The organism is Pseudomonas zeae (assembly GCF_014268485.2).
Taxonomy (GTDB): domain Bacteria; phylum Pseudomonadota; class Gammaproteobacteria; order Pseudomonadales; family Pseudomonadaceae; genus Aquipseudomonas; species Aquipseudomonas neuropathica.
Map to the genome: position 1 here is coordinate 3,710,037 of NZ_CP077090.1, position 13,801 is coordinate 3,723,837.

At 57.7% G+C, this 13,801-nt stretch carries 16 protein-coding genes, 1 tRNA gene and 1 pseudogene; 11 read left to right on the top strand and 7 right to left on the bottom strand.

Annotation, left to right across the window (positions count from 1 at the left end; translation table 11 throughout):
• Positions 1 to 81: 81 nt before the first annotated feature.
• The 4 genes from HU754_RS16175 to HU754_RS16190 all read left to right on the top strand — a co-directional run bounded on the left by HU754_RS16175 (position 82) and on the right by HU754_RS16190 (position 4,241).
• Complete coding sequence (locus HU754_RS16175) at positions 82 to 1,707, top strand: NADP-dependent glyceraldehyde-3-phosphate dehydrogenase (RefSeq protein ID WP_186624291.1); 1,626 nt, start codon at positions 82 to 84, stop codon at positions 1,705 to 1,707.
• A gap of 116 nt (positions 1,708 to 1,823) precedes the next feature.
• Positions 1,824 to 2,174 (top strand): DUF3302 domain-containing protein, encoded by a 351-nt coding sequence (locus HU754_RS16180; protein WP_122597889.1) that lies wholly within the window; start codon positions 1,824 to 1,826, stop codon positions 2,172 to 2,174.
• A gap of 5 nt (positions 2,175 to 2,179) precedes the next feature.
• Positions 2,180 to 3,139, top strand: coding sequence for an HlyD family secretion protein (locus tag HU754_RS16185; RefSeq protein ID WP_116254717.1), 960 nt, complete (start codon positions 2,180 to 2,182; stop codon positions 3,137 to 3,139).
• Positions 3,140 to 3,200: 61 nt separating this feature from the next.
• A complete protein-coding gene (locus tag HU754_RS16190; protein ID WP_186624292.1) occupies positions 3,201 to 4,241 on the top strand; it encodes an FUSC family protein in 1,041 nt (346 codons plus the stop codon).
• Between the two features lie 3 nt (positions 4,242 to 4,244).
• On the opposite strand, the gene HU754_RS16195 is transcribed toward HU754_RS16190, so the two are convergent.
• Positions 4,245 to 5,138: a DMT family transporter gene (locus HU754_RS16195; protein WP_186624293.1), complete on the bottom strand. Its 894-nt coding sequence runs from the start codon at positions 5,136 to 5,138 to the stop codon at positions 4,245 to 4,247.
• Between the two features lie 136 nt (positions 5,139 to 5,274).
• Here HU754_RS16195 and HU754_RS16200 point away from each other — a divergent pair, with 136 nt between their 5' ends.
• Together HU754_RS16200 and HU754_RS16205 are read left to right on the top strand one after the other, a co-directional pair.
• Positions 5,275 to 5,712 (top strand): Lrp/AsnC family transcriptional regulator, encoded by a 438-nt coding sequence (locus tag HU754_RS16200; RefSeq protein ID WP_095126569.1) that lies wholly within the window; start codon positions 5,275 to 5,277, stop codon positions 5,710 to 5,712.
• 57 nt (positions 5,713 to 5,769) lie between these two features.
• Positions 5,770 to 6,087, top strand: a complete 318-nt coding sequence (locus tag HU754_RS16205; RefSeq protein WP_186624294.1) for a YceK/YidQ family lipoprotein — start codon at positions 5,770 to 5,772, stop codon at positions 6,085 to 6,087.
• A gap of 43 nt (positions 6,088 to 6,130) precedes the next feature.
• On the opposite strand, the gene HU754_RS16210 is transcribed toward HU754_RS16205, so the two are convergent.
• Positions 6,131 to 7,486 carry a hypothetical protein gene (locus HU754_RS16210; RefSeq protein WP_186624295.1) on the bottom strand — a complete coding sequence of 452 codons (1,356 nt, stop codon included), beginning with the start codon at positions 7,484 to 7,486 and terminating at the stop codon, positions 6,131 to 6,133.
• A gap of 402 nt (positions 7,487 to 7,888) precedes the next feature.
• Positions 7,889 to 8,560 carry a Bax inhibitor-1/YccA family protein gene (locus HU754_RS16215; RefSeq protein WP_008081508.1) on the bottom strand — a complete coding sequence of 224 codons (672 nt, stop codon included), beginning with the start codon at positions 8,558 to 8,560 and terminating at the stop codon, positions 7,889 to 7,891.
• Between the two features lie 122 nt (positions 8,561 to 8,682).
• On the opposite strand from HU754_RS16215, the gene HU754_RS16220 reads away from it, so the two are divergent.
• From HU754_RS16220 to HU754_RS16230, 3 genes are all read left to right on the top strand, one after another.
• Positions 8,683 to 8,770 (top strand) — tRNA-Ser (locus HU754_RS16220).
• 316 nt (positions 8,771 to 9,086) lie between these two features.
• Positions 9,087 to 9,344: a hypothetical protein gene (locus HU754_RS16225; RefSeq protein ID WP_093433082.1), complete on the top strand. Its 258-nt coding sequence runs from the start codon at positions 9,087 to 9,089 to the stop codon at positions 9,342 to 9,344.
• Positions 9,345 to 9,562: 218 nt separating this feature from the next.
• Positions 9,563 to 9,892, top strand: a complete 330-nt coding sequence (locus HU754_RS16230) for a hypothetical protein (RefSeq protein ID WP_093433085.1) — start codon at positions 9,563 to 9,565, stop codon at positions 9,890 to 9,892.
• A gap of 233 nt (positions 9,893 to 10,125) precedes the next feature.
• On the opposite strand, the gene HU754_RS29700 is transcribed toward HU754_RS16230, so the two are convergent.
• Positions 10,126 to 10,365: a YceK/YidQ family lipoprotein gene (locus HU754_RS29700; protein WP_093433088.1), complete on the bottom strand. Its 240-nt coding sequence runs from the start codon at positions 10,363 to 10,365 to the stop codon at positions 10,126 to 10,128.
• An 89-nt stretch (positions 10,366 to 10,454) separates the two neighbouring features.
• A pseudogene (locus tag HU754_RS16240) lies at positions 10,455 to 10,619 on the bottom strand (phosphate-starvation-inducible PsiE family protein); the annotation flags it as partial.
• 264 nt (positions 10,620 to 10,883) lie between these two features.
• Here HU754_RS16240 and HU754_RS16245 point away from each other — a divergent pair.
• Complete coding sequence (locus HU754_RS16245; RefSeq protein WP_186624296.1) at positions 10,884 to 12,095, top strand: MFS transporter; 1,212 nt, start codon at positions 10,884 to 10,886, stop codon at positions 12,093 to 12,095.
• Positions 12,070 to 12,279, top strand: coding sequence for a hypothetical protein (locus tag HU754_RS16250; RefSeq protein ID WP_122597898.1), 210 nt, complete (start codon positions 12,070 to 12,072; stop codon positions 12,277 to 12,279). Before HU754_RS16245 ends, HU754_RS16250 begins: the two co-directional genes overlap by 26 nt.
• A 9-nt stretch (positions 12,280 to 12,288) precedes the next feature.
• Here the strand turns inward: HU754_RS16250 and HU754_RS16255 are convergent, their stop codons facing one another.
• Positions 12,289 to 12,702 carry a cupin domain-containing protein gene (locus tag HU754_RS16255; RefSeq protein ID WP_186624297.1) on the bottom strand — a complete coding sequence of 138 codons (414 nt, stop codon included), beginning with the start codon at positions 12,700 to 12,702 and terminating at the stop codon, positions 12,289 to 12,291.
• A 123-nt stretch (positions 12,703 to 12,825) separates the two neighbouring features.
• A complete protein-coding gene (locus tag HU754_RS16260) occupies positions 12,826 to 13,725 on the bottom strand; it encodes a transcriptional regulator GcvA (protein WP_186624298.1) in 900 nt (299 codons plus the stop codon).
• Between the last annotated feature and the right edge of the window lie 76 nt (positions 13,726 to 13,801).

The window sequence follows — 13,801 nt, forward strand, 5'->3', positions numbered from 1 at the left end:
TGAACCGCTTTCGCGAGCAGGCTCGCTCCCACAGGTTTCTGTTTTCAACCTGCATACGATTTCCAATCACGGGGTAGCGACATGACCACAGCAAACATCCTTGGCAACCTGTTCCCTTCTGTCGGCGACATCCCGGAAAAATATCGCCTCGACGCTCAGGTCGAGCAACGCGAATATCTGGTCGACGGCCAGTTGCGCCGCTGGGACGGCCCGCTCGCCACGGTGCGCAGTCCGGTTTATCTCAAGGGCGCTAACGGCGACGAACAAGTCATCCTCGGCAGCACGCCGCTGCTCGACGCCGACACCGCGCTCACTGCCCTCGACGCCGCTGTGCGTGCCTACGACCGGGGCCAGGGCCTGTGGCCGACCATGCGCGTGGCCGAACGCATCCAGCACGTCGAAGCCTTCCTCGGCCGCATGCGCCAACAGCGCGATGCGGTGGTGAAGCTGCTGATGTGGGAAATCGGCAAGAACCTCAAGGACTCGGAAAAAGAGTTCGACCGCACCTGCGACTACATCGTCGACACCATCAATGCGCTCAAGGAACTCGACCGCCGTTCCAGCCGTTTCGAGCTGGAACAGGACACCCTCGGGCAGATCCGCCGCGTACCGCTCGGCGTCGCCCTGTGCATGGGCCCTTACAACTATCCGCTGAACGAAACCTTCACCACGCTGATTCCGGCGCTGATCATGGGCAACACCGTGGTGTTCAAACCGGCCAAGCTCGGCGTGCTGCTGATCCGTCCGCTGCTCGAAGCGTTCCGCGACAGCTTTCCCACCGGCGTGATCAACGTGATTTACGGCAGTGGCCGCGAAACCGTCAGCGCGCTGATGGCCAGCGGCAAGATCGACATCTTCGCCTTCATCGGCACCAACAAAGCCGCCAGCGACCTGAAGAAACTCCACCCCAAACCTCACCGTTTGCGCGCCGCGCTGGGTCTGGATGCGAAGAACCCCGGCATCGTCTTGCCGGAAGTCGATCTCGACAACGCCGTCAGCGAAGCGGTCACCGGTTCACTGTCGTTCAACGGTCAGCGCTGCACCGCGCTGAAAATCCTCTTCGTGCACGAGGATGTGGTCGATAGCTTCATCGAAAAATTCAACGCCAAACTGGCCACGCTGAAACCGGGCATGCCATGGGACAGCGGCGTGTCGCTGACGCCGCTGCCGGAGTCGGGCAAGGTCGATTATCTGCACGGTCTGGTAGCGGATGCGCGCAGCAAGGGCGCCGAAGTGGTCAACCCCAATGGTGGCGAATCCCGCGAATCGTTCTTCTATCCGGCGGTGCTGTACCCGGTAAATCCGCAGATGCGCGTCTACCAGGAAGAGCAATTCGGCCCGGTGGTGCCGATCGTGCCGTACCGTCATCTCGATACCGTGATCGACTACGTGCTGGAGTCGGATTTCGGTCAGCAGTTGAGCATCTTTGGCACCAACCCGGTGGCGGTCGGCCGTCTGGTTGACACCTTCGCCAACCAGGTCGGGCGGATCAACCTCAACGCGCAGTGCCAGCGCGGCCCGGACACTTACCCGTTCAATGGTCGCAAGAACTCGGCGGAAGGTACGCTCTCGGTACACGATGCGTTGCGGGTGTTCTCGATCCGTACGCTGGTGGCGACCAAGTTCCAGGACAGCAACAAGGACCTGATCAGCGAGATCATTCGCGGCCGTGATTCGAGCTTCCTGACCACCGATTACATCTTCTGATCAACTGAATAAGCAAAAAGGCGGCGGCAACCGCTTCTGATCCAAAGTCGCCAAGCGCCCGGCAAATCAGTGGCTACACTGATGCCAGCACTGTGCTGGATGCCGGGAGCTTGACCATGCTGGATTACTTTGCGCTAGGGGTTTTGGTGTTTGCCGGGCTCGTACTGTTTTACGGGATCATCGTGTTGCACGACATCCCCTATGAGATTGCCGTTCATCGTAACCACCCGCATCAGGATGCGATCCATGCCACTGGCTGGGTCAGTCTGTTCACGCTGCATGCGCTCTGGCCCTTCCTGTGGATCTGGGCGATGGCCTATCGAGAAGATCGCGGCTGGGGCTTCGGTGACGGTAAATCTGTGCAAAACCATGTCGTTCGCCTGGAGCAACAGGTGGTCGAACTGCAAGGACGCCTCGAACGACTCGAAGCGCTGAATGCCACTGCTCCCCACAACCGGGAGGGCTGAACACCATGGATCTGCTCCTTATCCTGACTTACGCCGCGATCTGCGTCGCAGTGTTCAAGATCTTCCGTATCCCGCTGAACAAATGGACGGTGCCCACCGCCGTACTGGGCGGCATCCTGATGATCGGCGCCCTGATTTTCACCATGAACTACAACCACCCCTACTCCGAAGTGGCGCGCACTTACTTTGTTTCCGTGCCGGTCATCCCCATCGTCAGCGGCCAGGTGATCGACGTGCCGGTGAAGGGTAACGAGCCGCTGGAAAAAGGCGACGTGCTGTTTCGCATCGACCCCACGCCGTTTGCCAACCGGGTGAAATCCCTCAAGGCGCAATTGATCGCAGCCAAAGGCGATCGCTACCGCATCACCGAATTGATCCGGCGCAATTTCGGTACCCAGCGTGAACTGGACGCCGCGATTGCCCGCACCGACGATCTGCAGGCGCAACTGGATAATGCTCAGTTCGAGCTGGACAACACCACCGTTCGCGCGCCAAGCAAAGGCTTCGTCACCCATGTTTCGCTACGGCCGGGAATGATGGCGAGCAAGTTGCCGCTGCGTCCGTCGATGGTGTTCATTCCAGAAGAGGGCCAATACTTTGCCGCGTGGATGCGCCAGAACAGCCTGCTGCGCCTGACCGTCGGCGATGAAGCAGAAGTCGCGTTCGACGGCATTCCCGGCAAGGTATTCGCTGGCCGGGTGAAAAACGTCATCGGGGTGATTGCCGAAGGTCAGGTGCAACCTTCCGGCACCCTGATCGGCTACACCGGTTCGCCGCCGGCCGGGCGTGTGCCGGTGATCATCGAAATCACCGATCCGGCCTTCGCCCAGTACAGCAAGCTGATGCCGGGCGGTGCTTACGGGCAGGCCGCGTTGTACAGTCAGCACTTCCATCACATTGGCACGATGCGCAAAATCCTCCTGCGTATGGCAGCATGGATGAATTACATTTTTCCTTTCCATTGACCTGAAGCCCAATCACGAGAGGCCCGCACTGAGTACTTACAGCACCCATCGACTTCCGCCCTTGCTGCGCCGTGTCCTGCGTCCGTTGCTTGATCCTTATCGACGTTACCGGCACGCGCGGCTGATCCATGCGGTGCGCGTTGCCCTCGGCTTGCTGGCGACGATCCTGCTGACCACCGGCATCAATCTGCCCCACGGTGAATGGGCCTCGGTGACCATGCTAGTGGTGATCGGCGGTTTACAGCACCACGGCAACATCGGCAAAAAAGCCGCCGAGCGCGCCACCGGCACCTTGATCGGCGCCGGCGTCGGTTTGTTGCTGGTGGCGCAACAGGCGTGGCTCGGCATGCCGTGGCTGACGTATTTTGCGATGGCGGTGGTCTGTGGGTTCTTCTCTTATCACGCGATTGGCAAGGGGGGTTATACCGCCCTGCTCTCAGCGATCACCGTGTTCATTGTCGCCGGGCATGGCGACAACCCGATCACCGACGGCTTATGGCGCGGGGTCGACATTCTGATCGGCATCGCCCTTGCCCTCGCCTTCTCTTTCGCCCTGCCGCTGTACGCGGTGTACTCGTGGCGCTACAACCTCGCCGATGCCCTGCGTGATTGCGCCACGGTGTATGGACGCATCATCAGCGGCCAACCGGTCAGCGCTGATGAGCATTTGAAGCTGATGGGGCGACTCGGCGCGGTGATGGTGCAATTGCGCTCGCTGATGCCTTCGGTGTCCAAGGAAGTGAAGGTGTCCATGACCGAACTCGATGCGATCCAGCGCAACTTGCGCATGTGCATCAGCACGCTGGAGATCCTCGGCAACATACGCCCGGATGCCAACGATCCCGAGGCCATGGCCCATTTGCAATCAGCGTTGAAAACCGAGCATCGGCAGATTCGCGTGCAACTGATCGGCATGGCCCGGGCGTTGAAAACCGGCGCATCGCAGCGTCTGGACAGGCCGGTGGAGTTACCGGAGGCAAACCTCGACGCGCCGGTTTACAGCGCGCTGGATGGCTATCGTTTGTTGACCCGGCAACTGGCGGCGAACGTTGCCGAGATGCGCCAGCGCTTGGCGAAAACCGCACCGCACTGGAACATCTGAGGGTTACTGCGCAGCCAGCCGCCGGGACTTCAGGCCCCAGCCTTGTTGCATACCGGCGGCGGCCAACAGAATCGCGGCCACGCCGAGCCATTGCAGGATTTCCAGACGATGGCCGAACGCAAACCAATCGACGAAGATCGCCGCGATCGGGTAGATGAACGACAGTGCACCGGTTAATGCGGTCGGCAATTTCTGGATCGCGCCGTACAGCAGCACATACATCAGACCGGTGTGGACGATGCCCAATGTGACCAGGCTGGCCCAGGCACTCGGCGCTTGCGGCAATGCGCTGAAATGCGCAAATGGCGCCAGCAACAGAACCCCGGTGCAGACCTGAATCAGCGCGATCAGATGCGGTGGCGTGCCGGTCAGGCGCTTGATGATCAACGCGGCAATCGCATAGAGAAACGCCGCACCCAAGGCCAGCGCAATGCCCAGCAGATAGTCGTTACCGCTGCCGCCCTGCGTGCCATGGGCGCTGACAATCGCCAACATCCCCATGAAGGAAATCGCCAGCCAGAACAGCTTTTGCAAGGTGATTTTCTCGCCAAGAAACAGCGCCGCCAAACCGACCAGCATGAACGGCTGCACGTTGTACACCGCCGTGCCGATGGCAATCGACGCCCTTGAATAGGAGGCAAACAACAACACCCAATTACCGACAATCGCCATCCCGCTGAACACCGCGAGCAGGAAGGTGGTACGGGTCAGAATGCCCGGGCGCAGGAAGCCGAATACCGCGCAGATCAACAGCAAGGTGCCGGCGCCGAACACGCAGCGCCAGAACACTACATCGAGCACCGGTTGCCCGGAGACCAGCACGAACCAGCCGATCGTCCCGGATATGAGCATGGCGGCAGTCATTTCGAATGAGCCGCGCCGCAGGTTCTTGTCCATCATCAATCTCCTCAACAATTGAACAAAGTATGCCAAGGCGTCCCGGCGGCGCTCCAGAGCAAAAAGCAGGCTAAACTCGTAATCTGCCTTTTTTATCGCGGGTGGTTTTCATCAATCGCCTAATACTGGAGTTTTTATGACTGATGACATTGATCAGATCCTCATCGGCGCATTGATGGAGGATTCGCGGCGTTCGCTCAAGGCACTGGCGCAAATCAGCGGCTTGTCGTCGCCGAGTGTGGCCGAACGCTTGCGCCGACTGGAGGAACGCGGTGTGCTCAGGGGCTACACCGTGGAGATCGATCCGAAGTGTTTCGGCTATCAGTTGCAGGCGATCGTCCGGGTTCGGCCGCTGCCGGGACAACTGCAGGAAGTCGAGCGGCAGATTCTGGCGATTCCCGAGTTCACCGAGTGCGACAAGGTCACCGGCGAGGACTGCTTCATCGCTCGCCTGCATGTGCGCTCGATGGAACAACTGGACACCCTGCTCGACCGCCTCAATACCTTGGCCGAAACCAACACCGCAATCGTCAAGAAGACCCCGGTCAAGCGTCGATTGCCGCCGATGGCCTAAGTGCTTTTTCAACACGTTTGACGTAGATTGAGGTTTTTCCGGCGAAGGATTGGCGGTATGAAAGTTCAGGCAATGATGCTGAGTGCATTAGTGTTGAGTGGTTGCGGGACAGTGCAAACGGTCATGCGCGACGACCAGGTCGCCGTGGACGATTTGAGATCGAACAAATCCTATTGCGGGGCGGTGCCGAGAATCTACAGCGGCGTGATGTATGACTTCTGCAGTCTGCATGCGCCGATAGACGAGGGTAACAAATACAACGCCGCCCTGCCCGGCTGGGCGATTGATGCTGTGGCGTCCGGGGTGCTCGACACGTTGTTGTTGCCTTACACCATTTACAAACAGCAGACTGACGGCAGCATCCTGATCAACTGAAAAAAGCCTGCGCACGCCGAAACGTGCGCAGGCTTTTCGCTGCTTACTCCAGCAGTTGCTGCAGGCTCGGGTCACGAATGACTTTCTGCAATGGCTTCGGCGTGGCGTTGTTGGTGGAATTGAGCATTTTCAGTTTCACGTCCGACGCTTTGCTGCACGCGTTCTTGCCGTCGGCGTAGATGCCGCTCATGTCGCATTTCCACTCAAAGTAATTCACCAGACCGCCGGACAACTGCAGGCTGTAGTCAGTGCTTTGAGTGCCCGGCGTGAAAGCATGGCCGGCCGGAATGTTCTGGAACCACTTCATCCATTCAGGCGAACCCGGCTTCGGCGCATTGGCCTGGAACGTTGGATTCATGATCGCCACTTGCGGCGTTTCGGCGGTCGCATGGCAGCTCAGGCAGGAACTGTTGGGGTTGTCCACCGGACCATTGAGGCGACCGTTCCAGCCCAGATGGGTGGGTGGCAACTCCTGGGTCTTGGCGTTGATCGCGGTCTGTTGCAACGCGGGGTTGATCTTGGTCTGCGTCGGTTGCGGGTTGGTGAAGTCGTTGCCGATTTCTTCCGGATCGTTGCCCCACATGATCCCTACCGGGACGAGGTTGTCCCAGCCAGGCTTGCCGGTTTTCGCGCCGTTGTACTGAAAGGTGCCGAATATCCAGCCGGTGGCGCTCATGCGCTTATCGCGCACGGCGATGTCCATCTGGATCAAGGCGACATCCTTGACCTTGCGATTGGCCGAGGTGAACGTCTCGGTGACGTAGCCCTTCCACAACACCGGGTTCACCAGGAACGGCACGGTGCTGCGATCGATATCGGCGAACAGGGCTTTGCAGACTACGGTGCCGTCGGGGAAGCTGTTGGGCGCCGATGTGTATTTCGGATCAGGGTTGTTCGGGTCTTTCCAGACCTCTCCGATGGTATAGGCGCCGATGTCGTTATAGATGCCCACCGCGTATGTCTGGCCAGTAGCGGTCTGCGTGGCGGCGAGTTGCTTGACCTGGATCTGCGCCTCTTTGGTCAGGCCGTGAATCCCTTCGCGTCCCAGCGGGCCGTAGTGCTGCCACGGCATGTGATACCACTGGCGTTTTTTATTGTTCTGCACGTACCAATCAGCCTCGACGTTGCCATCAAGGCAATAGGTTTTGACTTCCTCCATGTACGCACGCCAAGTCTCAAAATTGTTATCTGGCTTGGTCGGTAGATTCTTGAAAAAACCGGGTAGCGGTACTTTCGGCGCTGTTGCCGGGTAACTCTGGCTCAACTCGAACAGTGGACCAGAGTATTGGCTGGAAGGTGGCTGATAGCCGAAGTCAGGATAGACGCCGGCGAAGGTTGACGCGCTGAACAGCGCGGTGGTGACGGCCAGTACAGCCAGTTTTCCTTGGGGCTGGTTCATCGATGATCTCCTTGATTGGGACAACGCCTGCAATGGCAGGGCCTCCATTATTTTTCTGGTATCAGGGTCCCGGTCGTTCGCCGGGATACGGTCACGGTGCATAGAATTTGGCGTGGTTCACCTCCCGGTTTTCACTGGACGAACGAATACAGTCGCTCTCGGCCGAAAGGCCTGGCGATCAACAGCAAGGGAAGTGAATGCGAGGGACGCAGGAATTACACGAAGGTGCTGGTTACCGACTCCTGTCGATCAGGCTACTGCTCTTCCTTGGTAATTAGGTGTAGGTGATTTCCAAAAAGACGCCACTATTTTCAGATCATTTTGTAAGTAAAAGGCCACTACGCTTTTCGGCGAGCAACAAAAAACCCGCCGAAGCGGGTTTTTTGTTGAAACGACTAACGATCAGTCGTCGCGGCTCATGATGCCGAAGATCTGCAACAAGCTGATGAACAGGTTGTAGATCGATACATACAGGCTGATGGTCGCCATGATGTAGTTACGCTCACCGCCGTGGATGATGGCGCTGGTCTGGAACAGGATGCACACCGACGAGAACAGCACGAAACCTGCGCTGATCGCCAGTTGCAGGCCGCTGATCTGGAAGAAGAAGCTCGCCAGCGTTGCACCCAGCAACACGAAGAAACCAGCGGTGATGAAACCGCCGAGGAAGCTCATGTCCTTGCGGGTGATCAGCACGTAGGCCGACAGACCACCGAACACCAGCGCGGTCATCGCGAACGCCGAGCTGACCACTTCAGCGCCGCCCTGCATGCCCAGGTAACGGTTGAGGATCGGGCCGAGCAGGAAACCCATGAAACCGGTCAGCGCAAAAGCGGACACCAGGCCCCAAGCGGAGTCACGGAGTTTGTTGGTGAGGAAGAACAGCCCGTAGAAGCCGATCAGCACCACGAAAATGTTCGGGTAGCCAACGCGCATCTGCTGAGCAACGAAAGCCATGACGCCGCTGAATGCGAGGGTCAGAGCCAGTAGGCCGTAAGTGTTGCGCAGGACGCGGCTAACCTCTAGCTGCTCAGCCTGCACGCTGTTATTAACTGCGTAATCCTGTTCGCGCATGGCGACACTCCTGTTGGTTTGAAACGTTCAGTCGCAAAGATCATAACAGACGCTCTGTAACAAGCCATGCAGAGAGTTTGACAGTGTGTTTCATTCAGGTATTATGGCGCCCGCAACGCAACGGAGGTGTGGCCGAGTGGTTTAAGGCAACGGTCTTGAAAACCGTCGACTGTAACAGGTCCATGAGTTCGAATCCCATCGCCTCCGCCATATTTTGTACCGACAAAGCCCTGATTATTCAGGGCTTTGTCGTTTCTGGCATTCGGAAATCTTGCTCCTCTTTTTATGGATCGTTTCCACATTTTTCCGGTTATTGCCGCATCCCTGCCCTGGCGACACTACTACGCTTGGGCAAATCGAATCACTCGAAGCAGAGCGCGTTGATTGCATTGACTTTGGTCAACAGGCAGCTTTCGGCCAGAAGCAGATCTCGCCCAGACGACGCCCTCAGACCAAAAAATGGTTTCTCTTAAAAATGCCGATAGGCTTATGTATTTGCTATCAGTAAAAATCCAGGCGAAAGGACATGGCAATTTCTAAAGGTGATTTCATAAAACTGATCAGCGTTGATCAATCAAAGGTAGTTTTCACTGATTGGATTAGCTCTCGAGAGGCGGCACCGGGAGATATCGCATTGGTGGAGGAAGTTTCTTTCGCAGAGGATGGGCGGATCGTTCGCCTTCTGTGCGAGGACCGTCCAGGTTTTCTAGAGTGGCGAACGTGCCTTTATGAGGCAGGGTTGATCTATGAGGTCCTTCTCGGCCCCACTGAAGTCGCCACTTAATTCTTTGCATCAGACAATTGTTGCTCGCCACCACGAGCTGATTATTGCCTATCGAGATCGAGCGTCAGGTTCGGACGGAAAGCGGACCCGACCCGGTAAGCCCGTTCGATTTGACTGACAGTCAGATTGCCTGGTTGTCATATGCTTACTCAAACGGTTGAATTCGTGGCTGGATGGGCTATTGCTTAACCCCATATCACATGGATTGGAGCAAGCGCATGGAACAGGGAATGAGGGCCGCTGCGCTGACCAGCCTGGTGTTGTTCCTTTTACACTGTCTCGTCACGCAGATTCGCCGAGTTCGGAAATGGAGGCTGGACGTTCAAACGGACTTTGAAGCCGCGCTACAACGCCTGAACATCGATAGCTATGATTTCCTTGCAAATCGGAACACGCCGCCCGGCATGCGCAGACCGCCCGATGTCTATCGAATTCTGCGCGATCAGCAAGGTCGCTACTTCTTATACCTGCACTCGGGCGCAAACCCTGGCGTTTTCCACGCACTTACAGAGGAGCGTGCACTTTTGGCTGCAAAGCTGAATGGCTAACCTGGCATTCGCCTGTGGCAGACCTACACCCATCCAAGACTCTCAATTGCTGATGCCACTAGACATCAAATAGGTTTGCTCATCTATACCACTGGCCCGTGAATGGATGTCTGCTATGGGTCAGAAACAGCATATTTCGAACGGCAGTTTCTGACCGTTTTCTGCCTGTCACTCAGCCGAATGCAGGTTGAGTCCCGGACAGAGCAAACCTGAACACTAACACTACCCGCAGTTTAGAAATTGCAGCTGTATTGATATTCGAAGGGAAAAAAGACAGTGTCGACCACTAGAGAAAATGGCGCGTCGATCAGTAAAAAGGGAATCAGTTTTCCTTTGGACGTGCCCACCAACCACCAGTCAAACCGAATGCCGATGTAGGGGCAACGGTGCTTGTCATAATCCATACGCATGGCGGTTGCCATACACCCACTCAGGCTGGCAGTCAGCACCAGTAGAATCGCCTTTCGAACCACGTAACGTCCTTATTACTTCTTTGCGCAGACTTGCATAGACGCTGTTGCCCAATGTTAGTCACCCTCTCTGCGACACCACTGCTATCTATTTATTTCCGATCAACCGTTGAATCGCCGCTCTGTTTGCCGAGAAGCCAGCGCACGATGCCAAGCACCAGTGTCGCGAAGCCCAGCGCGGCAATTGTAGTGGCGGGTGTAGTCATCGAATCCAGAATCACGAATTTTCGACTGAGCGCCAACAGCGCGATCAGCAGAAACGATTATCTGCTCGAACCGCTCATAAGCATGCATGAGTGTCCATTGCACCCGGAAACATTTAAAAGAAGCGTCTTGTTCTGGTAGCCCGCGCTTGGTCATGGACGAATCCTCCAGTTCATGGCCATGGAACTGGCGCCATGGCCCACAACGGGCGAGATAATGACGGTTCTAGCCATTTCAAGAGCCACCAGTATCTTCTATCCCGGAACGTGCTGCATCCAGTAGGTGATGCCAGACCGTCGACATAAAGGAGCTTCATTTTGCGCAAGGACTACCTGGCCTTTTTCACCTCGCTGTTTCTGTCGCGACTGGCGGATCAGATCCTGCTATTCATCGTGCCGTTGGTGGTGTTCCAGACCACCAACAGCGCCTCTTGGGCAGGTCTGGCGTTTTTCGTCGAATCGCTGCCACGGTTTCTCGCGTTTCCGCTGTGCGGAGCCTTGTGCGACAAGTTTTCGCCCATCCGCATCCTGCGCATCAGCCAGGTTTACCGGGCACTGCTGTGCCTGATCGCGGTGGCAATATTTGCCCTCTTCGGCGGTATCGCCTGGGTCGTCGTGCTGTCGGCGCTGTGTGGCGTGCTGACCACTCAGGGCATCATGGCCCGCGAGGTGCTGATGCCGCATATTTTCCAGCACTACAGCTACACCAAGACGTTGTCCTATTCGCAGATCGCCGATCAGACCGGACTGGTGCTCGGGCCGCTGGTGGCTGCACTGCTGTTGGAAATCTGGGCGTGGCATTGGGTGGTGCTGTGGGTCGCCGGGCTCTTCCTGCTGGCGGACCTGAGCATGCTGGTCTGGCAACGCCTCAGCCGTATCACCCTGGAAGTGTTCGAGCAGCATCAGGACATCTGGCTGCAACCGCTGCGTATCGCTTTCGGGCATATACGTGAACTGGCGGAGCTGAAAAAAATCATTCTGCTGGCCGTCGGCGTCAACCTGATCGTCGGCGTCACGCTGGCCACTTCGGCGGCGATGGTGATCGGCGAGTTCAGTGCCGGCAAGGATGCCTACGCCGGACTGCAGGCAGCAGGCGCGGTCACCACCATCGTGATTCTGTTTTTCCTCGCCCGGGTTGAGATCCCGCAGCGGTTACTGGGCGGGCTCGCTTACTCGATGATCGCCGCTGGCGCCCTCATCAGTGCACTGAGTCCGAATCTGGCCGGCTATGTGCTGGGGTTCCTGCTGATCGTCGGCTTCGACAAGATGTTCAACATCTACATGCGCAGCATCCGTCAGCGAGTGATTCCGGCCAAGGATTTTGGCAAGACCGTGGGCGTGATCACCTTGCTCAATAATCTCTCGCAACCTTTGGCGGGGTTGCTGGTGGCGCTGCTGGCCTCAAGCCTGGGTCCGCATGGAGTGATCCTGATTCTGGCCGTGCTGAGTATGCTGTTGGGCGCCGCAGCGGTATGGTGGTTTTCCGTCAACAGAGGAACCCTGAATGCCGAAGAAACCACCGGCCCCTAAAGAGCGCGCAACCGCCGCAGACATCGAGCGCTCGATTCAAGCCCTGAACAAAATGGCCGAGCGCTTGTGGGGCGAAGGCCGGGAAGCCGAGGCCAAAGCGCTGCTCGATGCCCTCGACGCGTTGAACCGAGCGCTCGATCGAATCAGGATTGGAGAAAGTCGCCGAGCGGCGACGCTCCATTGAGGCGTGGGCCTACGGTTTGAGAATCAGCAACGGCTCGCCCTTTTTGACGATGTAAGTCGCCAACTCCGAACCCTTGTCCGCACCCACGTTCTTGGCCACATGCGCCACCCCTTGCGGAATGAACAGCGAATCCCCCGCCTTCAACGTCACCGGCGCCCTGCCCTCCAGTTGATATTCGAACGTGCCGCTGATCACGTAAGCGACCTCGACACCCGGGTGCGCATGTCGGGGCGAGGTCACGCCCGGTTCGAAATCGACTCGCGCCTGAATCACTTCGCGCTCGGCAGCACCGAGGTCCTCGCGCACCAGATCGGTCCGGCTCAAGCCTTGTTGCCAGCTCTTGGCTGGCGCGTCAGCCGCGTGGGCGACGCCGATGATTGAAGCGAGTAGCGCAGCGCTGGCCAGTAACAATGGACGATGCATGATGTTGCCCTCTCAAACGCAGTGGTGGTGTGACCGCTACTTTGGGAGTCGCATGTATGGCTGATGTGTCGTAAACCCCGGGTTTATTGTTCGCGTGTGTCTGCGCAGCAACTTGATACACGGTTATACAAAGGTGTCTTTGCCCGGTGACAGTGCCAACAGCCATGTCCTGAACGCCACGATCTTCTTCGATTGCGCCGTTTCATGGGGCGCTACCAGATAAAAGCCGAGTTCATCCTTAAGGCGCAGATCGAAGGGAGCCACCAGACGGCCGGCCCGCAGATCTTCCTCGACATAGCTTGATCGGCCAATACACACGCCCTGCCCGTCGACAGCGGCCTGTACCGCCATCAGCGCCAGATCGAAGGTCAGGCGCGGGCCATCTGCAAGTTGCGCCGGCTGGCCCTCGGCACGCAACCAGGCGCTCCAGTCACCGGCCGTCGCGCCACTGACTTGCAGCAATGCGTGATTGGCCAGGTCTGCGGGCGTTCGCAACGTTTTCGCCAATGCCGGACTGCATACCGGGAAAATATCATCGGACATCAGAAAATCGCCACACAACCCCTTCCAGTCGCCGCGCCCATAACGGATCGCCGCATCAATGGTGCCCTTGCGAAAATCGACCAGCTCAGTGGCCGCACTGATTCGCACATCGATAGCGGGAAACGCCTGCTGAAAGGACGGCAAACGCGGCAACAGCCACTTCGATGCAAACGACACCAGCGTACTGATCGTCAGCACGCTTTTATCGCGAGACGCGAGCAACTGCTCAGTCGAATACCGCAGTTCATGAAACGCTGCACGCACACCCGGCAAATAGGCGTGCCCGTCCTCGCTCAGCACCAATCCCTCGTTGAGCCGCAAAAACAGTGGCCCGCCCAGCTCGGCTTCGAGTCGGCGAATCTGGTGACTGACAGCGGTCTGGGTGACATTGAGTTCTTCGGCAGCCTTGGTGAAACTCATGTGCCTGGCGACCGTTTCAAAGGCGCGCAAGCCGTTCAGCGAGGGAAGTCGGACCGTCATGGTTCTGAGTGCTCATGAGATTTTGTCATACGCTAGCACCGTAAATGACCTTTGCGAAAGCCGCTTCGGCAATGGA